The organism is Psychromonas sp. (assembly GCF_047632995.1).
Taxonomy (GTDB): domain Bacteria; phylum Pseudomonadota; class Gammaproteobacteria; order Enterobacterales; family Psychromonadaceae; genus Psychromonas.
The window spans coordinates 104553-126033 of sequence record NZ_JBLIEK010000001.1 but is presented as its reverse complement, the minus strand read 5'-3'; the positions used below and the strand labels follow the sequence as shown (position 1 = coordinate 126033).

At 42.1% G+C, this 21481-nt stretch carries 15 protein-coding genes, 1 tRNA gene and 1 pseudogene; 9 read left to right on the top strand and 8 right to left on the bottom strand.

Annotated features, from left to right (window positions below):
• Nucleotides 1–91 precede the first annotated feature (91 nt).
• A complete protein-coding gene (locus tag ACJAT7_RS00630; protein WP_415224859.1) occupies nucleotides 92–610 on the top strand; it encodes a lipocalin family protein in 519 nt (172 codons plus the stop codon).
• 66 nt (nucleotides 611–676) lie between these two features.
• Nucleotides 677–1333 (top strand): HAD-IA family hydrolase, encoded by a 657-nt coding sequence (locus tag ACJAT7_RS00625; protein WP_415224858.1) that lies wholly within the window; start codon nucleotides 677–679, stop codon nucleotides 1331–1333.
• 100 nt (nucleotides 1334–1433) lie between these two features.
• On the opposite strand, the gene ACJAT7_RS00620 is transcribed toward ACJAT7_RS00625, so the two are convergent.
• The 5 genes from ACJAT7_RS00620 to ACJAT7_RS00600 all read right to left on the bottom strand — a co-directional run bounded on the left by ACJAT7_RS00620 (nucleotide 1434) and on the right by ACJAT7_RS00600 (nucleotide 7411).
• Nucleotides 1434–2237, bottom strand: a complete 804-nt coding sequence (locus ACJAT7_RS00620; protein ID WP_415224857.1) for an ABC transporter ATP-binding protein — start codon at nucleotides 2235–2237, stop codon at nucleotides 1434–1436.
• Nucleotides 2234–3136 carry an ABC transporter permease gene (locus tag ACJAT7_RS00615; protein WP_415224856.1) on the bottom strand — a complete coding sequence of 301 codons (903 nt, stop codon included), beginning with the start codon at nucleotides 3134–3136 and terminating at the stop codon, nucleotides 2234–2236. The genes ACJAT7_RS00620 and ACJAT7_RS00615 overlap by 4 nt, the downstream gene beginning before the upstream one ends.
• 15 nt (nucleotides 3137–3151) lie before the next feature.
• Nucleotides 3152–4111, bottom strand: a complete 960-nt coding sequence (locus ACJAT7_RS00610) for an ABC transporter substrate-binding protein (protein ID WP_415224855.1) — start codon at nucleotides 4109–4111, stop codon at nucleotides 3152–3154.
• Between the two features lie 570 nt (nucleotides 4112–4681).
• The gene (gene gorA, locus ACJAT7_RS00605; RefSeq protein ID WP_415224854.1) at nucleotides 4682–6043 is read right to left on the bottom strand and encodes a glutathione-disulfide reductase; all 1362 of its coding nucleotides are present in this window, start codon (nucleotides 6041–6043) and stop codon (nucleotides 4682–4684) included.
• A 243-nt stretch (nucleotides 6044–6286) separates the two neighbouring features.
• Complete coding sequence (locus ACJAT7_RS00600; RefSeq protein ID WP_415224853.1) at nucleotides 6287–7411, bottom strand: phosphoserine transaminase; 1125 nt, start codon at nucleotides 7409–7411, stop codon at nucleotides 6287–6289.
• A 334-nt stretch (nucleotides 7412–7745) separates the two neighbouring features.
• Here ACJAT7_RS00600 and ACJAT7_RS00595 point away from each other — a divergent pair, with 334 nt between their 5' ends.
• The gene (locus tag ACJAT7_RS00595; protein WP_415224852.1) at nucleotides 7746–8138 is read left to right on the top strand and encodes a hypothetical protein; all 393 of its coding nucleotides are present in this window, start codon (nucleotides 7746–7748) and stop codon (nucleotides 8136–8138) included.
• 74 nt (nucleotides 8139–8212) lie between these two features.
• On the opposite strand, the pseudogene ACJAT7_RS00590 reads toward ACJAT7_RS00595, so the two are convergent.
• Nucleotides 8213–8470, bottom strand: a pseudogene (locus ACJAT7_RS00590) (IS4 family transposase); the annotation flags it as partial.
• A gap of 27 nt (nucleotides 8471–8497) precedes the next feature.
• Between ACJAT7_RS00590 and ACJAT7_RS00585 the strand changes: the two are divergent.
• Complete coding sequence (locus ACJAT7_RS00585) at nucleotides 8498–8575, top strand: hypothetical protein (RefSeq protein ID WP_415224865.1); 78 nt, start codon at nucleotides 8498–8500, stop codon at nucleotides 8573–8575.
• 185 nt (nucleotides 8576–8760) lie between these two features.
• A tRNA-Trp gene (locus ACJAT7_RS00580) sits at nucleotides 8761–8836 on the top strand.
• A gap of 946 nt (nucleotides 8837–9782) precedes the next feature.
• Here the strand turns inward: ACJAT7_RS00580 and ACJAT7_RS00575 are convergent.
• On the bottom strand, nucleotides 9783–10469 hold the full coding sequence (locus ACJAT7_RS00575) for a DUF2202 domain-containing protein (protein ID WP_415224851.1): 687 nt from the start codon (nucleotides 10467–10469) through the stop codon (nucleotides 9783–9785).
• Nucleotides 10470–11304: 835 nt separating this feature from the next.
• Between ACJAT7_RS00575 and ACJAT7_RS00570 the strand changes: the two genes are divergently transcribed.
• The 4 genes from ACJAT7_RS00570 (at nucleotide 11305) to ACJAT7_RS00555 (ending at nucleotide 19285) form a co-directional block, all read left to right on the top strand.
• Nucleotides 11305–12306, top strand: coding sequence for a LacI family DNA-binding transcriptional regulator (locus ACJAT7_RS00570; RefSeq protein ID WP_415224850.1), 1002 nt, complete (start codon nucleotides 11305–11307; stop codon nucleotides 12304–12306).
• 1051 nt (nucleotides 12307–13357) lie between these two features.
• Nucleotides 13358–15370, top strand: a complete 2013-nt coding sequence (locus tag ACJAT7_RS00565) for a putative Ig domain-containing protein (protein WP_415224849.1) — start codon at nucleotides 13358–13360, stop codon at nucleotides 15368–15370.
• Nucleotides 15371–15747: 377 nt separating this feature from the next.
• Nucleotides 15748–18867 (top strand): carbohydrate binding domain-containing protein, encoded by a 3120-nt coding sequence (locus ACJAT7_RS00560; RefSeq protein WP_415224848.1) that lies wholly within the window; start codon nucleotides 15748–15750, stop codon nucleotides 18865–18867.
• A 235-nt stretch (nucleotides 18868–19102) separates the two neighbouring features.
• A complete protein-coding gene (locus tag ACJAT7_RS00555; protein WP_415224847.1) occupies nucleotides 19103–19285 on the top strand; it encodes a hypothetical protein in 183 nt (60 codons plus the stop codon).
• 469 nt (nucleotides 19286–19754) lie between these two features.
• Here ACJAT7_RS00555 and ACJAT7_RS00550 read toward each other — a convergent pair whose 3' ends face one another.
• Nucleotides 19755–21146 (bottom strand): phospholipase D-like domain-containing protein, encoded by a 1392-nt coding sequence (locus ACJAT7_RS00550; RefSeq protein ID WP_415224846.1) that lies wholly within the window; start codon nucleotides 21144–21146, stop codon nucleotides 19755–19757.
• Nucleotides 21147–21481: the final 335 nt, after the last annotated feature.

The following is a 21481-nucleotide window of genomic DNA, read 5'->3' as shown; positions in this document are numbered from 1 at the left end:
GCAAATATTCAAAGCTGTTTTTTTGTAAAATAAGAGGTTATCTATGATCTCTTGTTCGCAGTGTTACAGCATTCAGTTATCAAGGGATTATATGAAAAAAATAGTTATATGCTTAACAATATTACTGCTTAGTGGTTGCCTCGGAATGCCGAAAAAAGTCACGCCGGTAAGCGATTTTGAATTACCTAAGTATCTGGGAACCTGGTATGAAATAGCGAGACTGGACCACTCATTTGAACGAGGGCTTGAGCAAGTCAGCGCGCAATATAAATTGAATGAGGACGGTGATATCACAGTTATCAATAGAGGTTTTTCGACACAAAAAAACAGCTGGAGCGAAGCCGTTGGTAAGGCGCGGCTTGTTAGTAAAGCAGATCAGGGTTATTTTAAAGTCTCATTTTTTGGTCCCTTTTACGCTTCTTACATTATTTTTGAATTGGATAAAGATAATTATCAATATGCATTTGTATGCGGTCCCAGTCTCTCATATTTGTGGCTGCTTTCGCGCAAGAAAGAGGTAGATCCGCAGATCCTGGCACGCTTTATTGAGCAGTCTAAAGAGCTCGGTTTTGATACAAGTGAGTTGATTTTTGTTGAGCAAGGCCATTAAAGTGGCACCTGCAGGATCGGATCGTTAATGCACTTGCTATTTACAACCATTATTAGGATAACTAACATGAACTTTAAGGGCATTTTATTTGATTTAGACGGTACGCTTATTGATTCTTTGGCGATCGTGGTTAGCGCCTGGCGGAGTTGGGCTAAACGTAATGGATTAGACGCTGAACATGTGCTGCAGGTGATTCACGGTCGTCCCGCTCGTGAATCGGTAATGGAACTGCTTAACGGTGCCGATGCGCTCAAAATAGAGCAGGAGTTTGCCTGGTTGGAGCGTTATGAATCAGAGCATACCCAAGGTGTACACGCCTTACCCGGGGCCGTTAAGCTGTTAAATCAGCTCAATACACTGCAGATACCTTGGGCCATAGTCACATCAGGCACACTGCCGGTGGCAAGCGCGCGCATTAAGGCGACCGGATTGCCCACGCCTAAGGTCTTAATCACCCCTGAACAGGTAAAAAAAGGCAAACCGGATCCGCAACCGTTTTTACTGGGAGCGGAAAAACTAGGCTTGCCTGCCCGGGATTGTCTGGTCTTTGAAGATGCCCCCGCAGGCGTGCAGGCCGGTCATGCAGCAAACTGCATGGTGATCGCCTTGCGCACGCATTTTAAGGTAGAGCAATTACCTGGCGCGCAGCACTATATTGATTCATTAGAGAATCTGCTGATTGAGGAAGAGAAGGGTGAGTTTAAGTTAAGTTTTATCCGTTAAAACAGCTGGTTATCAAATAGCAGCTAACTCATTAGCAGAAATAAAAACCGGACATTTGTCCGGTTTTTATTGTGCTTAATTGCAGGTCGCAAGCTAAGAGTTAGGCGCCCAGTAATAGCTTATCGTCATCGAGCTCCTGGCCATCATTGCGCGCTTTAGCAAACAAGTTCAATAAATCTTTGACCTGATAAGTCGCGCGCTCTTGTCCGACTAGATCAAAAATCACTTTCCCTTCATGCAGCATTACAGTCCGAGAGCCGTGATCCAGTGCCTGACGCATAGAATGGGTGACCATCATTACGGTTAACTGTTTTTCTGTAATGATTTGCGAGGAGATATCCATAATCAACGCCGCTGTTTTTGGATCCAGCGCGGCAGTATGCTCATCAAGCAGTAAAATGCTGCTTGGCTGCAATGCCGACATTAGCAAACTCACAGATTGGCGCTGTCCGCCCGACAACAGCCCCATCTCACTTTCCAAGCGGTCTTCAAGCCCTAAATTAAGACGGCTTAGCTGCTCCTTGAAAATAATGCGTAATTTACTGTTTAAGGCAAAAGATAACCCCCCGCGGCTGCCTCGCCCATAAGCAAGTGCCATATTCTCTTCAACGGTTAAATTGCCGCAAGTTCCCGCCAGCGGATCTTGAAAAACCCGCGCGATATCTTTAGTACGCGCTGTTGCGGAGAGTTTAGTGACATCACGTTCGGAAAAATAAATTTTCCCGCGCGATGATTTAATATCGCCAGCAATCGTATTGAGCAGTGTTGATTTACCTGCGCCATTTGAGCCGATAACGGTGACAAACTCGCCGCTGGGAATACACAGATCAATGCCGCACAACGCCAGTTTCTCTGTGGGCTGGCCTTGGTTGAAAGTGACATGTAAGTTTTCACAACGGATCATAGATTATCTCCCTGCGCGCGTTTCGCTTTCCACTCATTGTGTAATTTAGGAAAGACTAACGCCAGTGCTACCAGTAGCGCGGTAATTAGATTCAGATCGGAAGCATGAAAGCCTAAAAAGTCGGCATTAAGGGCCATCGAAACCGCGATGCGGTATAACAGTGAACCTGTAATACAACTCAGTACGATAACCAACATTGAGCGACTGGCAAACAGTGATTCACCGATAATGACGGCGGCCAAGCCGACCACTATTGTGCCTATCCCCATAGTGGAATCGGCAAAGCCGTTGGTTTGGGCAAAAAGGGCACCGGCAAAGCCGACTAACGCATTGGAGAGCGCCAGACCGACATAGACTTTTTCATTGACCACAATACCATTGGCTTGCGCCATCCGTTTATTGGCACCCACTGCACGCATCGCCAAGCCATATTGTGTCTTGAGAAACCAAGCAACCAATAATCCGCCCAGCAGAGCACAAATAGCCACAAAGCCGACTTTTAAGTACATATTGGACAGACCCAGCCCCTGAAAAGGAGTGAGTACGGTCGGCTCCATAATCAAAGCCATATTCGGTTTCCCCATCACTCTTAAGTTAATGGTGTATAAGGCGGTCATGGTCAAGATACTGGAGAGCAGATGCAGAATATTAAAGCGCAAGTTGAGCCAGGCGGTCACCAAGCCCGCACAGGCGGCGGAAATGGTGCCGGCTAAGGTCGCTAAATAAGGATTAACACCGCCAACAATCAGCGTTGCTGTCACCGCAGCGCCAAGGGTAAAACTACCATCGACGGTGAGATCGGGGAAATCTAAAATACGAAAAGTAATATAGACACCGATCGCGACTAAGCCAAAAATAAAACCTATCTCTAAGGTTCCTAAAAAAGCAAATAAAGACATATTAAGCGTAACTTCTTATTCAATGATTTTGGTGGCACGGGCGAGTACAGAGGCGGGTATTTTTATCCCCATACGAGCCGCCATTTTAGGATTAACAAAGAGATCCGTACCTTCCGCTTGTTTGACGTCAATCGAACCGGCACTCTCCCCTTTCAAGATACGCACTACGATATCACCCGTTTGTCTTCCGAGCTGCGTATAATCGTAGCCTACAGCGGCAACCGCACCGCGTTCTACAGAGCCTGTATCCGCTGCAAAAACAGGGATTTGTGCATCAATACCAACGCGAACAACGGATTCAAAAGCGCTGACAATAGTATTATCGGTCGGGCAGTAAATGGCATCCGCCTTTCCCACTAACTGTTTACTGGCAATCATTACATCAGAGGATCTCGGGGCAGGTGATTCAACAATGGCGACGCCCATGCTCTCTGCCGCTTTTTTCATCTCCTTGATAATCGAAACTGAATTACTTTCACCCGGGTTATAGATCACCCCTAAGGTTTTTAAATCAGGTATAAATTCTTTAATTAAAGCCAGTTGTTGTTTTACATTGACCATATCAGACAAGCCCGTCACATTGCCGCCGGGTTGTTTCAGGCTCTGTACCACTTTCGCGCCAATGGGATCGGTAACCACTGAAAAAACGATCGGGATATTTTTACTGGCGCTGACGGCTGCTTGTGCAGAGGGCGTCGCAATAGCAACAATCACATCCGGTGCATCGCCAACCATTTTTCGGGCAATTTGCGCGGCGATGGCAGGTTGGCCTTGCGCGCTCTCATAGGTGAATTTGAGCTGTTCGCCACTATAGCCATTTTCTTCTAATACCGCTTTAACACCGTCACGTACGGCATTCAGAGCAGGATGCTCAACAATCGCCGTCGTCGCGACATAAACTACTTTAGCTTGTAAGCTGGCACATAACATAGCGCTTGATAGTACTGCCGCTGTAAGTATTGAACTTAACTTCATAGTATTATTCCTTGTTTTAAATTTTTCTTTATTTCCATTAACCCGATACGCAAATCCGATATGTAGATAAATTATTGTTTGGTCAGTATTTCATAAAGGGTAAATCTAACCTTACCCGCTCCGCTAAGCAAATCTTTATAGAGTTTGCTGTGAGTCAGAGTCGCTTACTGCTCTATTTATCGCATGGAAAATTAGAGCAGTGGTTTTTTACACTAACGCGTCATAGTCACCAGCTCTTCGGCACTGCTTTTTGTATGAAAAATCGGAGTAGTGGTTTTTCTCTACTAACGCATCATAGTAACCAGTTCTTCTGCACTGCTTTTTGTATGAAAAATCGGAGCAGTGGTTTTTCTCTACTAACGCGTCATAGTAACCAGTTCTTCTGCACTGCTTTTGTATGAAAAATCGGAGTAGTGGTTTTTCTCTACTAACGCATCATAGTAACCAGTTCTTCTGCACTGCTTTTTGTATGAAAAATCGGAGTAGTGGTTTTTCTCTACTAACGCGTCATAGTAACCAGTTCTTCTGCACTGCTTTTGTATGAAAAATCGGAGCAGTAGTTTTTCTCTACTAACGCGTCATAGTAACCAGTTCTTCTGCACTGGTTGGATGAATAGCGATGCAGCTGTCAAAATCGGTTTTAGTGGCGCCCATTTTCATGGCGACCGCAAAACCTTGTAATATCTCATCCGATGCAAAACCGATACAGTGCAGACCGACCACTTTCTCCTCTTTACCCGCACAAACTATCTTCATGCGGGTAGGTTGGCGAAGCGTGGTCAGTCCCGAGTACATGCTGGTAAACTGGGAGGTATAAACGGTTAGATTATCTTTACCGTATTGCTCAATAGCTTCAATTTCAGTTAAACCAATAGTGCCAATTGGCGGGTGACTGAAGACAACAGTTGGGACGAGTGTGGCATCTAAATGGGCATCAAGCTTGCCATTAAATAAGCGCTCAGATAATTGACGGCCCGCCTTGACGGCAACCGGGGTTAATTGAATTTCACCGGTATTATCACCGACCGCGTAAATTCCCTGCACATTGCTATTCTGGTACTTATCAACGTTAATAAAATTATTTTTATCCAGCGCGATATCGGTATTTTCCAGGCCGATATTGGTTGTTGCAGGGGTGCGGCCAATTGCCCAGATCAAACAATCTACAGTGATCGATTTTTCATTCTCTAAATGTAACGTTAGGCTGTTGTCTGCATTTTTCACGACACTCGCCGGTACTGAATGGGTATGCAGTGTTGGCCCTTCCTCCTGCATCACCTCAACAAGTGTTGATGAAAGCATACTGTCAAATTCACGCAGGAAAGTCTGACGGCGACAAAGCAGGTGTGTTTCACTGTCCAGTGCGTTAAATACACCGGCAATTTCAACTGCGATATAACCCGCCCCGACAACCGCAACACGTTTGGGCTGCTCTGTTAAGGCAAAGAAACCATCGGAAGTGATACCGTACTGCGCGCCGCTAATGTTCGGCACGGTCGGCGCACCGCCCGTTGCAATGGTTATATGCGGCGCGCTGTAGCTTTTACCGTTTACCTCAACCGTGTGATTGTCGATAAATTTGGCAAAACCATCAATGACAGTGACGTTATTGCTGGCCAGTACGCGATCATAAGATTGATGAATACGCTCAATATAGGCATCACGGCTTGCAATCAGTTTGGCCCAGCTAAAATTTTTCAGCGGCGCTTCAAAACCGTAATCGGGAGCATAACGTAGTGCATCGGCAATCTGTCCTGCATACCACATCGCTTTTTTAGGCACGCAACCGAGATTTACGCAGGTGCCGCCTAAGGCTTGGTGTTCAATAATGGCTACTTTCTGCCCATGTTTTGAGGCGCGATTAGCCGAAGCGATGCCGCCGCTGCCGCCCCCAATACAGATATAATCAAAATCGAATTTGTTAACACTCATGCTTTCTCCTAGTTGCTAGGGGCTGTTGACTTTTCTGCGCAGTGATTGCGTTAAAAGGTCAACAGGCCTAGGTGTTATACCAAATCCATTAATTATATATTCATTTATGCTTGTTAAAATAAATGCTAGCTTCGTTATTGATTTTGTAATTAGAATAACTAGTTACTGCAATCAATGCCTTGCTTTCATTCATTTTCCCTACGCCTAAATAGATCAGCTAATTAGTGGAATTGGTATTATGATTTATTTTGTTACTTCTTGGTATGCCCAAGTAAGCCAGGGTAGTAATGCACGTAAATCACTCTCTTGTACTGTGCTACCGCACCAGATACGCAGTCCGCTCGGCGCGTCTTTATAGGCGCCAATGTCAAATGCGACCTGGTTATCCGCAAGCAGTTTCATAAATTGTTTAATCTGCTGTGCATCTAAAGCAACGGATAAACAGACACTGGTATTTGAACGGCTGGCCGCTTTTTCAGCTAAGAAACTGATCCACTTATTGCTTGCCACAAACTCTTCCAATACAGCCAAGTTATCTTGTGATTTTTGGATGCTGGCCTGCACGCCGCCAATTTCCACGACCCAATTCAGCGCATCTTGATAATCGGCGACACATAACATGGAAGGGGTGTTAATCGTTGCGCCTTGGAAAATACCTTCGATTAATTTACCGCCTGCGGTTAAACGGAATATTTTAGGCATAGGCCAGCTTGGCGTGTAACTCTCTAGACGCTCAACCGCACGCGGGCTTAAAATGATCACGCCGTGAGCGCCTTCTCCGCCGAGCACTTTTTGCCAACTAAAGGTCGTGACGTCTAATTTTTCCCACGGCATCTCCATTGCAAAAACAGCGGAAGTAGCATCACAAATTGTTAAACCTTGGCGGTCATCAGCAATAAAATCACCGTTTTCTACTTTCACCCCTGAAGTTGTCCCATTCCAGGTAAATACCAGATCGTTTTCAGGATTAACTTGAGTGAGATCCGGCAGTTGCCCGTAGTCAGCTTGGATCTGATTGACGTTTTCTAATTTCAGTTGTTTAGTAATATCGGCAAACCAACCTTGGCCAAATGATTCCCAGTAGCAAATATCCACCGGTCGCGGCCCCAGCAGTGACCACATAATCATCTCCATCGCGCCAGTATCGGAAGCGGGCACAATACCGACGCGGTAGCCTGCTGGCAGCTGCAATATTTCAGCAGTATCATGGATAGCTTTTTGCAGCGCATTTTTACCAACGGCTGATCGGTGCGAGCGGCCCAGTGTCGAAAGATCTAGCTGCTTAATATCGTAACCCGGGCGTTTGGCACAGGGTCCAGATGAAAAGTTAGGATTAGCTGGTTTGATGGATGGTTGTAGGTTACTCATTATTAAGATCCTTTTAAAAACAATTGATTAGTTTTTATCATGGCATTTTTCGTGCTGATAAAATTATTATACGCAAAGCAGTGACAGATTCATGAATTTAATTGTTTATACTAAGGGGGGAAAAAGATTACGGCAAGCAGATTATAGATGTGAATATGCCCTAATTTATGATCTCCTTGGATTTTTAGGAATTAAACAGTAAATTTAGCTTAGATCTTGTAATATTACTTGCAACAATAAATGAGAGATCTACCAATATGGATTGCTAAGCATACCAGAAGGTATAGTTCTTTTTTGTCGACAATAAAAAATTTGCTCACAACGGGGCTTAATTATGATGCGGGATCATGGGACATTAGCGTTTAAATTAGAAGACAATATATTGATTATTGAAGGTTGCGGTCCATGGAATAAAGAAGCTATGGTCTTTTCCGTGGATAACGCTAACGTAGTGAAAAAGCTGTGCACAAGAGATAAATGGGGTGTGATAGTCGTATTAAAAGGCGATCCAATCCATACATCCGATGCTGCTGAATTACTTATCGAATACATTAAATATGATAAGCAAAACGGGCGTATAGCAACAGCTTTAATTTTAAATGACTCTACTTGCCCGGTGCTGGGTAAACGACATATTGCGGAATTGTATGATAAAGCAGGTGAGGATTATAAATTTTTCAACAATATTTTTGATGCTAAAGTTTGGATGCTCACGTTACTTGTGTAGTGACAGACGATTGCGAGAAAGCCGAAGATCTTCTGCAAGATATATACCCAAGCCTGACGGATCCCCTCGAATATTTATTGGTGTAAATATACAATCCTAACGTTTAATAGAGATAGTTGGCTAAGTATTCGCTCACATTCTTCTGTTGAAATAGTGTATCTGTCATCATCGATTACCTCTCGACCAATTGTTATGACAGATAACACCATTCTCTTTTTAATGATGTTAGCTTGCAATGAATAATGCATCCCTTTCATTACCACCGTACAGCCAATGCACCATAACAAATATAAAATAAGCGCGGCTATGAGTAGTAAATTATCTATCCTCTCTCAAAAGAGAGTGATCTTCAGGCTATTATGGAAGCGGGCGTTGTGAGCACGCCAGCCGTTTCCGTTGACGGTAAACTTGTCATAGCGGCTCTGTGCCTGATTTAGAAACGGTAAATGGCGTCAGGTTTATCGGAGTAAAAAAGTAGTCGGGAGATAATGGACGGGCAAAGATAGGCTAAACAGATTTGTGATCTTTACTTAAACTGCTGTCTGTTTTATCGTCAGTCGGCTGTATTTATCTAAAAAGCGCTTTACTTTAAAATTAGCTTAGGTATTATTCGCTCGTCTGCAGGGGTGTAGTTCCAACGGCAGAACGTCGGATTCCAAATCCGAATGTTGGGAGTTCGAATCTCTCCACCCCTGCCAAACATTATATGAAGCCTCGACAATTGTCGGGGCTTTGTTGTTTCTAGGGTTATCAAAAGATTACAACTCTTTCCTTGCTAAAATATTCTCTCAAATTGTTTCACTCTGATAAATTATCCCTGTCCATATCCTGTCCGCTGTGTGTGTAATATGTGTGCAAGGAAATCTACTGCTTTCAAAGGATCTCTACCGGTCACAAATACAACTTTCAATATACTCAATATTATTACTCTCTCTTTTCTGACTTTTTACCGTCCTCTTACTCTCTTTTGATTCCATAAAGCGTTTCTTCATGTAGTCATGGAGGGCGTTTTATAGCAGTTTTTAACTATATATTAATTCTTTGAAGAGATAACCAAGGAGTTATTGTAAACCGCCTTATTGATGCATCATTATCGTATAGGGATATTCCCTGATTGCTTTACTGTTTTTGATAGGTTGTCGTGAGTCTGAGTTACGCAAGTGGAGTGATGTTGAGATAGATAATAAAACTATTCGAGTACCACGTACTAAAAATGGTAGTTATCATATTCTGTACCGGTCGGATTTAATGCTTGATATCATCAACAAGCGACCAAGGGTAAAGTGAATCCTTACATGTTTGTAGGACGATTTAAATGTGGCGGTAAGGTAATCAAAGCTACTGCATGTCTTGATAGCACCACGGAACGCTGGATAGCCAATCTTTTTCTTGAAATTAAATGTTAATAAAAAATGCACGGTTTTACCAAGCGGTGAACCGAAATAATCCTTGCTGGTTTTTAATCAATATTAAAAAGCGAGTTGATCTCGGCTTTTTGTACCTTTAATCTGAGGATTTTTTATACGGATTATATAATTGAGGAGATACAATACCGAATAAAATAGTTATCTATCTAGAGAGAGCCAGATTGAAACGCTCTCTATCAATTACACCATGGGGGCACTCAATCAGCCAACAATTAAGTTAACGGCCTAGAATGTCATCCACTTCAGTTTGGGTTATATATTGAGCCTCATAGTTACCCTCTCCGATCACCTCCTCTATCCGCCTCACAAAAGCTCGCAGGTGATTTTCTGATCCTCTGAGTAATGAGCTATATGCCGTTCTTAAGGAATTTTGAGTGGTATACGCTAAACCGCATGGAGAGGGGTATCCACTATTAATCATCACTTGTGGACACATTGCAATATCTTTAATGTCTAGCTCTTCAATAAAAGCAGCGACGTATAAAGCTTCAAGTTCGCCTCTCATACCTTTATCTGTTAATAATTTATACTTTTCAGTAAAGTATTCCCCCCATTCAGCGCCGGTAAAAATCCCTATGGTATCGGGGAAATCATCGGCATTAGGATTTGGATCTGGCAAATTAAACATCATAAGTTTGTCACGCATAGTGTCAGTGTGAATTTGCTCTGAACGCGTAGCTATACGCCTAAAAATTTTTTGCTGTGGATATTTCTCTGCTAGGGTTAAGTAAACATCACGTGCGAGTTTTTCTTCTTCGCGCATAAATGTTAAATGGGATACTTCTACAGCATCAAGGTCTAATACTGAAGTTACCCTATCTGCTTCATAATATTTTGTAACCAAAGTAGCAGCTGCCAAAAGAGAAAATAATGTAAAAACCACACTGATTAATATTTTATTCATAGACCACCTCACATTGGTTTTTACACAATCTTGACTTTAAATTGTATTGTCAATATTTCCTCATGTTCGGTTTGATTATAGAACATTCTCTCTTTTTTATGCGGAGTCTGTAAGGCAACCCTTAAGCATAAGCTTTTGCTTGTGATCGCTTGATGTAGCTTTTTGCATTGATAGGCGCACCGGTTATTAAGAGCCATTTGAGCCAGGTCTTTAATCTTGACATTAAAAATTAAAGATCTGACCCCATTTACTTGAGGATTATTTGCAATGAAGTTGCGTGTTAAAAGTAAGTGATTTATAACAACCGAAATTATTTGAAATTAAGTTTCTCAGAATTCCAAATCTGCATGTTGGGAGCTCGAATCTCTCCACCCCTGCCAAACATTATATAAAGCCTCGACAATTGTCGGGGCTTTGTTGTATCTACAGCACAATAAACCTTCTTTAAATATTTCCTTTTTATGGAGGTATTGTCAGCTTAACAACCCATCCATCAATTGTGCAGATAATTTTCTGATGAATAATTCTAATATTTACGCAGGTTATCTCTTGCACAAATCATTCGCCATGCAGGTTGGCTTTATCACCGTTTTTCGCGAGTGTTTCTTCGCAGAATTAATTAGGGTAGTTGAGCCCAAAATATAGATCAATATGTGTTTGGTCGAATTTACTCGGCTTAACTCGATAAGTTGACAACATCTCAAGTAGATATTGAAAGCTTACGGTTCTCCCAAACGACTTTATCTATGATAGTGGTTGCTAGCTGTTATAGGTGTATAATGCGTGAAATGTGAATAAATAATTTGCACATATTAAATTATTACAAAGGCTTAAAATGGCTACTATTACTGATGTATGCAACCTCGCTCAAGTTTCCAAAGCAACTGTTTCCCGCATTCTAAACGGCAATAAAAAAGTATCAGAAGAGACCAAAAAGCGTGTGTTACAGGCGATTAAGGAGCTTAACTACAAACCAAACTTAGCGGCACAAACATTGGCAACTAAACGCTCTAACGGTATTGGTATGCTTGTTGGGGTTCTATCTGGCTCCTATTACTCTTCTTTAATGTGTGCGGTAGAAGAGGTCGCTAGAGATAATAAATACCATTTAATCGTCACTAGTGGGCGGGATTCAAATAGTTACGAAACTGAAGCAATTACGTTTTTGCAATCAAAACTGGTGGATGGTTTGATTATTCATGCAGGAAGTTTATCTGATAATGAAATCATCGCTATAAGCAAAGAGGTACCTGCAACTGTTCTGATAAATCACTATATTCCTGAAATTGCAGATAAATGCACTTGTTTAGATGATGAACTTGGTGGTTACCTTGCCACAAAGCACTTGCTCGATAATGGTCATACTCATATAGGCTGTATCACCGGTCCTTTAGGTTTTAAGGTCAGTCGAGATAGGCTTCAAGGGTATCGTAATGCGCTATCTGAATACGGAATTCAGTACGATCCAAACCTTATTGTAGAAGGTCGATTTGATTTGGAAGAAGGCAACGTTATTGCTCCACAAAAATTATTGGATAGAAATACAGCATTAACGGCTATTTTTTGTTTGAATGATCATATTGCATTAGGTGTGTATGAGGAATTGAAAAAAAGAAAGATAAGCGTTGGTGAGCAAATATCAGTTATAGGGTTTGATAATAGTGTTCTTAGTTGCCATGTTGAGCCTAAATTAACGAGTGTCAACTTTCCTATCAGCGATATGGGAGTAGAGGCGACGAACAAGGTGTTGTCATTAATAAATAAAACCAACTATTCAATGAAACGGATGTTTCTACCTGAGTTAGTAATAAGAAATTCCGTCAAGAAGCTAAATTAACTGATTATAAGGTGTTAATTGTTAGCCGATGACAGTTATTTTCAATAATGGCAAACAACATTAAATATATAGTTGCTTGATCTATCGCAACTGTTGGTTCTCGCTATGAAGTAAAGGGTATTACCCAATTTTTCATATACTTAGCTAGGTTACATAAATATAATAAACAGTTCAATAACACTGCAAAAATCCACACAATCGACAAGTTTTAATTGAACATTCAATGCTAGGGCGAATAATACCGTCCATTGCTAGCTGGAATCGTTCAGGGGGTAAGGTGTAAATACCTTTTCTTTCTGTAGCCGTTGCGTGGCACCGGTTACATGATGCGTTATTGCATTCTTTTTTTTTGAGCTAACTCCCTAGATGCATGATAACTATTTTAAATTTGGTATGTATAAATCAATATCCCGCCATTTTAAATGCCGAATTGTAGTGTAAATCTTCACAAGTTGTACATGTAAATACTATTTTCTGTTTAATTTAATATCCTTTTAACTTTTAGCTGGTAGTGTGATAGGTGTCACGTGTAACCGGTTACTTTGTCGGTATTGATCACTTTATCGTCTTTCTTGTCTCTATATACTGCTCCATATTATCTAAAAGCTTGATTTTCACATTAGTTATAGCTTTCTCTATAACTGGTTGTAGCAATAATAATGATCCGAGACCGTGATTGGTACAGAACAGGCCGTTGTTGTCGTTTGATAGTTAGCACCAACAGTGTTTGATATTGCAGCAGAAGCGTTACACACAATGAGTGCGCTCTTTATTTGTGCGGTTACTCCTACTTTATAAGGGGAACGCTTAATCATCATTTAACTACTTGCTTTTGTGGATAGCTAAATTGCTGTTTTAAAAGGGTTAATTTTACCATTGAAAGTAAGCGCTTTCTTTTGGTGTGTCCTTTTGAAAGTATTATTGAAATTAAGGTGTGTTGGTTAATAACCAAACTTTATCAAAACAATTTTTTCCTGTTAATTGTCACCACTTGGGTTAATCGAGTGGTGACCGTAACGTCAAATGTAATTATTAAATAAGGTGTAAATAGATGAAGAATAGAATTCGTAATAAGCCGCTGCGCTCTGCTGTCGCGCTTGCTCTTACCCTCGCGTTAACAGCTTGTGGAGATGAGTACGCCTCTATTGATTCGACCAATCCAGACTCTACTGATGTAGTGGTTCAGAATCCGGTAGCTACAGTAGAGGAAACAGTGAATCAACCGCCCGTAATTACTAGCTCGGAAGTGTTAACTGCCACTAGAGGTACTAACTACAGTTATACAATTACTGCTAGTGATGCGGATGGAGACAATGTAACTTTTTCTTCTGAAAACCTCCCTGCTTGGTTAACGCTGGACAAAAATAGTGGGGTACTCACTGGTACACCGGGCGCAAATGATCAAGGTGAACAGGCTATCACTATTATGGCTAGCGATGCCATCAATAGTACTGCGCATAGCTTTACTATTAGGGTGTTCCCTGATCAAGGAGACCCCGTGCCCTTGCCCGTGGCAAGTGGTGAAAAGTTTGCGTTTATCTCCAGTACTGATGCTGGCGATCTTGATTTTGGTGTGGCTGTGGTGGGGGAGTGGAGTACCTCAACGATTATTAGTGAAACAACCTATGATGGTTTGAATGCTTGGCGTCTTGATGCTGGGCCTAATTCTCCTGAAGCAGGAAATTGGGGCACCGTATTAGCTTTGTCGGGTGGTATGGCTGGTGATTTTAGCGAGTTTACTACGTTAAAACTAAAAATTGCTACAAGTGGTGGTTATGAAAGTTTTGCCATTACTTTAATTGCCAATGGTGTTTCTAGCGAGGTAACGCTTCCAGTCGACGGTAGTATTAATTCATGGCAAGACGTTAGTGTTGATTTAGAAGATTTTTCACTTAACCTTTCAGATATTAGCAGTGTTGCTGTATTTGGAGTCGGTGGCACTAATGGTACATCGAGTATTTATATTGCAGATTTAGCTATTTATGCAGACCAAAATGTTAGCAAGGACTCTGAACTAGAAAGCGATTTTGTATTTATCTCTTCAGATGACAGCATCCTTAGTAATTTAGTTGTGGATGATGATAACAATAGTGCTGTAGGCAATGTTATTTTTGGTGAGTGGAGCACTCAAACCCAAATTGCTGATGCAACTTATGACGGACTATCCGGTGTTAGCTTAGGGGCCGTTGCTGGTTGGGGAGCAGTGTTAGCCTTACAAGGTGATATTTCAGATGGAACTAATATTGATAACTACGACGTCGACTTTGAAGAATACACGAATATCAAGTTTAAAGTCGCATCTAATGGTGCATTTGATCGCTATGCGTTATCCATTATTTCAAGTGTCAATGGTAATGAAGCGGCTCAGGAGATCAGCTTCTCTCTTGCTGACGCATCGCAGTGGAATGACATTGATATTAACTTAGAAAAATACGGGGTTGATCTATCAAATGTAAACCAACTTGCTGTTTTTGGGGTATATCCCGAAGGAGTCGCTGCGGGCCAAACACTTTATATTACAGATTTTATCGCCTACGACTCAGGTGTTCAAGCTGCTGTTAAACCTAGTTTGAGTGATAAATTTGTATTGTTATCTTCAAGCGGAGAAGAAGTAGATTTACGTGTTGATGATAATGGCTTGATCAATGAAGGCAATATAACCTTTAGTGATTGGTCGACTGGCTCGATTCTAAATGGAGCGGCAACCTACAATGGTTTAAGTGCTTTTGAAGTGACCAAAGGTAGTGGTTGGGGGGCTGTCTTGGCCTTAATGGGTGATATCTACGGTGGCGTGCAGAGCTGGGAAATTGATGTATCAAAATACCAAACCATTAATTTTAGTGTTGCTGCTACTGGTGGGTTTAGTGCTTACACTGTCGATTTTGTCGTTGATGGCTCTGAATATAAAATGCCTATCCAAGTCTCATCTTCGTGGAATGAGATTAGCATCAATGTTGCAGACATTCCTTTGGACTTAAACAAGTTGACCCAAATAGCGATATTTGGAGAAGGTGGTAATGCGGGCGATAAACTATATGTGACAGATTTCAATATCGCAAAATAGCATTGCTTATTTTTTATAATATAAGGCTCGGGAGTTACATTGCTTTAGCAAAGTAACTCTGAGCTTTGTTTATGAGCCTGATTGCTAAAGCGGTTTTTTACTGTTCAATAAAATGGTAATTATTGCAGCCTATCAAGGCCCTCTGATTTGCTAACTGATCGTTTTCTTTTGCGTGCAGTTATAGGTTGATTTCAGTAGGTTTGTATTATCCGAAAATGTAAGCGGTTTCTTTTTGTGGGGGTGTATAAAAATATCATTAATGATAGTGCTGGCTAATAACCAAGCTCTTTTGAAACGTTTTTTATAATGATCGCTACTTGGGATTACTGAGTGGTGACCGTAACGTCAAATATAATTATTAAATAAGGAAAAAAAAGATGGATAGAAAAATTCGCAATAAGCCGCTGCGCTGTGCTGTCGCGCTTGCTCTTACCCTCGCGTTAACAGCTTGTGGAGATGAGTACGCTTCTATTGATTCAGCGTCTACTGATTCGAGCAATCAGGCTCCGGTAATAACTAGTTCTGCAATGTTAGCTGCACGTGCAGATGCTAACTACAGTTATACGGTTACTGCAAGTGATGCAGATGGAGATACAGTCACTTATTCTTCTGAGAACCTACCTGCTTGGTTAACGATAAATACAAACAGTGGCTTACTTACCGGCACGCCAAGTGCTGATGATGTTGGGCAGCATACAATCACGATCATGGCCAATGATGGTACCGATACCATTTCGCATAGCTTTACTATTACAGTCGAGGTTGTAGATACTCCAATAGAGCCGGTAGCTATCATTGAGAACGGTGATTTTGAAACTGCATTAGGTAATGAGTGGTTCTTCGAGTTAGCAGGTGGAACACCCACCATCATAGATGGGCAAATGGTTGTTGTTGATTTAGAACCAGGTGGCAATCCATGGGAGGGCAGATTAGTACAAAATACTGATACGGCTCTTACGCACGGTACAACCTATAAAATCAGCTTTGATGCAAAAGCCGGTGAAGCAAGAAGTATCAATATTCAATTAGGTCATCTGTTTGACGCTGATCCTTGGTTTGCACCATTTATGGAAGACAGCGCTGTTGCTTTAACAACCAGTATGGAATCATATGAAGTAACGTTCACAGCAGATAACCTTGATGGGCTAACAGCTGATCTTATATTTGCTCTTGGAGCGGGTGCGGCAACGCCTATCACACTGGATAATGTCGTTATTACAGAAACGCAGGTCATTACTATCATTGAGAACGGCGATTTTGAAACGGCATTGGACTCTGAATGGCAATTAGATCAAGATTTATCAGGCGGTACAGCTTCAGTCTCTATCGTCAACTCTCAACTGGTTGTGGATGCATACGCTGCAAGCGATAACGCATGGGAGCCTAGATTACTACAGTCTGGTCTGGATATCGTCGACGGTGTAACTTATAAAATCAGCTTTGATGCCAAAGCCGGTGTGGCAAGAAATGTCCAGCTTCAATTAGGAAAACTGCTTGATGCTTCACCTTGGTTCACCGCATTTATAGATGCCGAAGCTATTGAGTTAACGACCAGTATGGAAACATACGAAATAGTGGTTACAGCAAATAATCCTGATGGGCTCGCGGCAGAAATCCTATTTGAATTAGGCGCAGGTGAGGTGACGCCAATCACACTGGATAATATCTCTATTACAGAATTTGAATACGTTCAAACATTTGCACCTACTCTTACTCGATCCACTTCAGATCTCACTTCGGTCCAGACTCTGGAATTGAGTAGTGAAACAGAGGGCGCGCAAATCTATTACACAACAGATGGAACGACTCCTACAGCCGATTCACTGTTATATACGCAGCCAATGCTTATTACTGATACAGTAACGATAAAATCGATTGCGATTAAAGACAATCTTGAAAGCAGTGATGTCGTTTCTCAAGACTATACTGTTTCCGGTATGTTTGCTGGCTCTTACGAGCTTTCACAAGGGGAAATTATTCAAACCTCTGAAGCGGGTGACTCGCAAACAACGATTGCTACTCCGATCACCTTTGCAGAAAACACCACCTTACCATCTGGAAATGTTATTGTAATTCAGCCTGATGTCATCAAACAAACGATTGATGGTTTCGGCGGTTCTCTTACAGAATCTTCGGCCTATATTTTATCCTATTTAACGCCGGAAAATAGAGCAACTGTTATGAACGCATATTTCAGCGAAGAGGGTGCTGGATATACCATGAGTAGAACGCATATCGCTTCCACCGATTTTGCAGTCGATGGTAATTACAGTTATGCACCTGCTGGCGATGCGACATTGGCAGATTTCAGTATTATCGAGGATACAAAAGGGTTTGCAGATACGCCCGTTCCTGATGAAACTGGTTATTACGGACTCTATGATGGACTTAGCCCAACCGATCCGACCTATGACCTGCTACCTTTGATTAAGGAAGCTATCGCTATTGCCCCCGATCTGCGCATAATCGCCTCACCTTGGACTGCGCCTGATTGGATGAAAACCAACAATGACTGGTATGGCGGTTGGTTAAAAGATGAGCATTACAGCACGTTCGCCAATTACTTCTCTAAATATTTAGCCGCATACAAAGCTGAAGGGGTAAATATCTGGGCTGTAACGCCGGAAAACGAGCCACATGGAAATGGCGGTCAATGGGAAAGTATGGTGTTTTCACCCGATGCTGAAGCGAACTTTATTAGGGAAAATCTCGGACCGACTCTGGCTGCAGATGGTTTTGCAGATGTCAAAATTATCGGTTATGACCAAAACCGTGATGGAGCTAAGGAATTTGCCGATGCACTGCTGGCTGATCCAGATACCGCTGAATATGTTTATGGTACTGCGATCCACTGGTACGGAAGCTCCTACCTGACTTTTGATGCGGAACTGGATGCACTTCACAATGCCTACCCAGATAAAGTCATTCTTAATAGTGAAGCAACTATCGATTCTTTGGGTGATGATGAAGCGCTTTACAGCTGGTGGAAGGATGATGCTTGGTGGTGGAATGAGAATGCAACGGAATGGGGCTTTTTCTGGGCTGAGAATAAAGATGATCACCCTATCTATACGCCGGTTCATCGCTATTCTAGAAATATCATAGAGGGAATGAATCACTGGTTAACGGCCTGGGTAGATTGGAATATTGTACTGGATAAACGTGGTGGTCCGAATCATGTCAGTAACTTCTGTGGCGCACCGGTAATGATTGATCCGATCAACGGAGAGGTATACTACACACCTCTTTTTGATGTAATGAGTCATTTCAGTAAGCACATAAAACCAGGTGATAAAGTGTTAAACACTGCAACACTTACACCGGGACTAGACACTGATGTACTACATGCGGCTGCGGTACAAAATGCCAACGGCGATATTACAATGGTTGTATTAAACACATCCAAAGTGCCGGTTAATTTTGATGTTCTTATCGGAAATCAGAAAACAGCGGTTACCATTGCAGCCAATGCGTTACAGACAATTATTCTGAATTAGAATAATCCGCACTTTATTTGTGTCTAAAAATGGCTGTATATATTTTATATAATATATGCAGCCATAATAACAACTGCAAGAATGGTATTGAAAAGCACACAACCAAGGCGGGGCACTATTTGCCATTGGCGAAAAGCAGGGCAGAAAGTTCAGACTTGAGTTAACAAATTGCCGATACTCAAAGAAGTTAAAAGTTTAACCCCAGACCAGCAAGAAGATAATGTGTATGGAATAGTTGCGCACAGAGATGGTCTCTGCCAGAGGGCGGCCTAAATTAATGCATACATTGATGCCCGTAGGAAGGACTTTGAAAGATGACGATATTGTTGGTCGGTCTGAGTTTGGTAATGGGATCTATGTGCAAGTAACGCTCACTGGAAGAATGGGAATGTTACCGTTAGGCATTATTCGTAATTAATCTATGAATTAAAGGAAATAGCTTATACCTAAGTCGAAATCACTTGAAATTAGGTTTCGTCGGATTCCAAATCCGAATGTTCGGAGTTCGAATCTCTCCACCCCTGCCACATTTAGATGAAGCCTCGACAATTATCGGCTTTGTTGTTTCTAGCCCAAGGTTTTAAGATAGGCATAAGGTTGGCATCAATACGCCTTAACCCATAAACCCGATATTCCCTTGTTTTATCTATTACAAATATCTGCTTCCTGTCCAGATCTTGATCTTTACGCGTAGAATCCGTGCCGAAGTAGATCCTAGTTACTCCAACAGCGTCCGGTACTGAGTAAATTTCAGTTCAGCATCGCCATGCTTCTAAACCTGTTTAGTTCTGGTCGAGTTACTGTCTTTATGGAAGGAAACTGTGCTGATTGAGAAGCGGGTGGCAAGTCTTTGCGGGAAAACAAGTGGTGTAAAAACAAGTGATCCTTTAGAGTTGCGGGGCTAAGATACGCATAAAATTTTCTGCAATACGACGGGACCTAGAGGCCTCTTCCATTTGCGAGTCAGCTTTGGTGATAAAACCCTGCATCCATTTTTCTATCTCGCAGATGATGGCTTTAGAATAGGCAAAACTGACGACTTCGTAATTAAGCAGCAGGGAGCGGTTGTCGATATTGACTGAGCCTATCATAACGGCATCCTGGTCAAAAAGAATAGCTTTGGCATGCAGCATATTACCATTATATAAGACCAGATCGATTCCCTCTTCCTGCAGTTCTCGCATGTAAGAGCTGCGGCCAAGGTCGGCGATTAAATGATCGGACTGCTTGGGTGTGATCAGCTTGATATCGACTCCATTGTGTTTGGCAATCTTCAGCGCATGCATTAAGGTCTCATCGGGCAAAAAGTAGGGGGTGACTATCCAGATGCGCTCTTTGGCGGAGTGAATCGCACTGATCAGTGCTTCAAAAAGTGCATCACCTTCGATGTCGGGCCCGGAGGGCACAACTTGGATATAGGCATCACCGCAGACTTTTTGTAAGGGCTGGGCTGCTTGGCGCACGGAAGAACCGGAAGCATAGGCCCAGTCAGCCTCAAAGATCTGGACATACTGGTAGGTGGCATCCCCTTGAGTCTTGAAAAGAATATCTTCGTATTGATCATCTGTTTTTTCGGGCCCCATATACTTATTTGAGAGATTCATTCCTCCGGTGAGCAAGGTGGTTTCGTCAAAGAGATAGATCTTACGATGGTTGCGCAGATTAATGTGGTTTTGATAGGGCAGGCGAAGCAGCGGCATAAAAAAGTGAACTTCGCATCCTGCTTTTCTGAGTTTTTGCAGTGGATCTTGAAAAAAATAGAGTTTATAGGAACCGAGTGAATCGAGGAGCAACCGTACATGAACACCGTTTGACTCTCTCTCTATCAGAGCATCTATGATTGTTTTAGTTACCTTGTCATTTTGTAGGATATAGGTGTTGAAACTGATGCTTTTTTTCGCATTTTTGATCTCATTTATTAATGTACTGTAGGCGGTTACGCTGTCACTGATAAACTCAAAACTGTTATGCCCACTTGCTCCGGCAATACCGTTAGAGCGCAATATGCCGTCGATGCTGTTGATTTTTCCGGCACTCTCGTTGTTGCTTTTGACATGTAGGGATGATTTTTTCTTTTTAACCGGACGTTTGCGGACACCGATAAGAAAGTAAAGTAAAAGAGAAAAATAGGGGAGTATGATCATCAAGAGAAGCCAGGAGATCATACTTGTCGGAGAACGTCTTTGGTAGAGCATGTGCAGCATGGTAAACACGATGATAATTTCGGTGACGATAAAAACACTGTTGAGTGTCAAATACTCAAAAAAGCTATTATGCATAAAAAACATCCCGTATATATTGGATAATCCGAGTAAGGCAAAGCAGCTAAATCACATACGCAATGAGATTGCGGTATAGCTGATAGAGGTAGAGAATAATCCGACCGACAAAGAGGGCCACTTCAAAAAGTAAAAAAGTGCACTACCATATGGTCAATTTAAGATGGTAACTAATCTTGGTTACAATAGCGAAAAAATCAGGAGGATGAGGAGCGTTAGATCTAAGTCGCTTTCGCCCCTTCGAGCCTTACAAAACTACAAGTTAGTGGCAAAATTATCATGGCGCAGTGGGCTCGCTTGATGAGTTTGCATTGTTTGCCGAGCATGACAAGGCG

Coding starts and splice junctions, on each gene's coding strand:
- ACJAT7_RS00630 (WP_415224859.1), top strand. CDS start 92: ATGAAAAAAATAGTTATATGCTTAACAATATTACTGCTTAGTGGTTGC.
- ACJAT7_RS00625 (WP_415224858.1), top strand. CDS start 677: ATGAACTTTAAGGGCATTTTATTTGATTTAGACGGTACGCTTATTGAT.
- ACJAT7_RS00620 (WP_415224857.1), bottom strand. CDS start 2,237: ATGATCCGTTGTGAAAACTTACATGTCACTTTCAACCAAGGCCAGCCC.
- ACJAT7_RS00615 (WP_415224856.1), bottom strand. CDS start 3,136: ATGTCTTTATTTGCTTTTTTAGGAACCTTAGAGATAGGTTTTATTTTT.
- ACJAT7_RS00610 (WP_415224855.1), bottom strand. CDS start 4,111: ATGAAGTTAAGTTCAATACTTACAGCGGCAGTACTATCAAGCGCTATG.
- gorA (WP_415224854.1), bottom strand. CDS start 6,043: ATGAGTGTTAACAAATTCGATTTTGATTATATCTGTATTGGGGGCGGC.
- ACJAT7_RS00600 (WP_415224853.1), bottom strand. CDS start 7,411: ATGAGTAACCTACAACCATCCATCAAACCAGCTAATCCTAACTTTTCA.
- ACJAT7_RS00595 (WP_415224852.1), top strand. CDS start 7,746: ATGATGCGGGATCATGGGACATTAGCGTTTAAATTAGAAGACAATATA.
- ACJAT7_RS00585 (WP_415224865.1), top strand. CDS start 8,498: ATGGAAGCGGGCGTTGTGAGCACGCCAGCCGTTTCCGTTGACGGTAAA.
- ACJAT7_RS00575 (WP_415224851.1), bottom strand. CDS start 10,469: ATGAATAAAATATTAATCAGTGTGGTTTTTACATTATTTTCTCTTTTG.
- ACJAT7_RS00570 (WP_415224850.1), top strand. CDS start 11,305: ATGGCTACTATTACTGATGTATGCAACCTCGCTCAAGTTTCCAAAGCA.
- ACJAT7_RS00565 (WP_415224849.1), top strand. CDS start 13,358: ATGAAGAATAGAATTCGTAATAAGCCGCTGCGCTCTGCTGTCGCGCTT.
- ACJAT7_RS00560 (WP_415224848.1), top strand. CDS start 15,748: ATGGATAGAAAAATTCGCAATAAGCCGCTGCGCTGTGCTGTCGCGCTT.
- ACJAT7_RS00550 (WP_415224846.1), bottom strand. CDS start 21,146: ATGCATAATAGCTTTTTTGAGTATTTGACACTCAACAGTGTTTTTATC.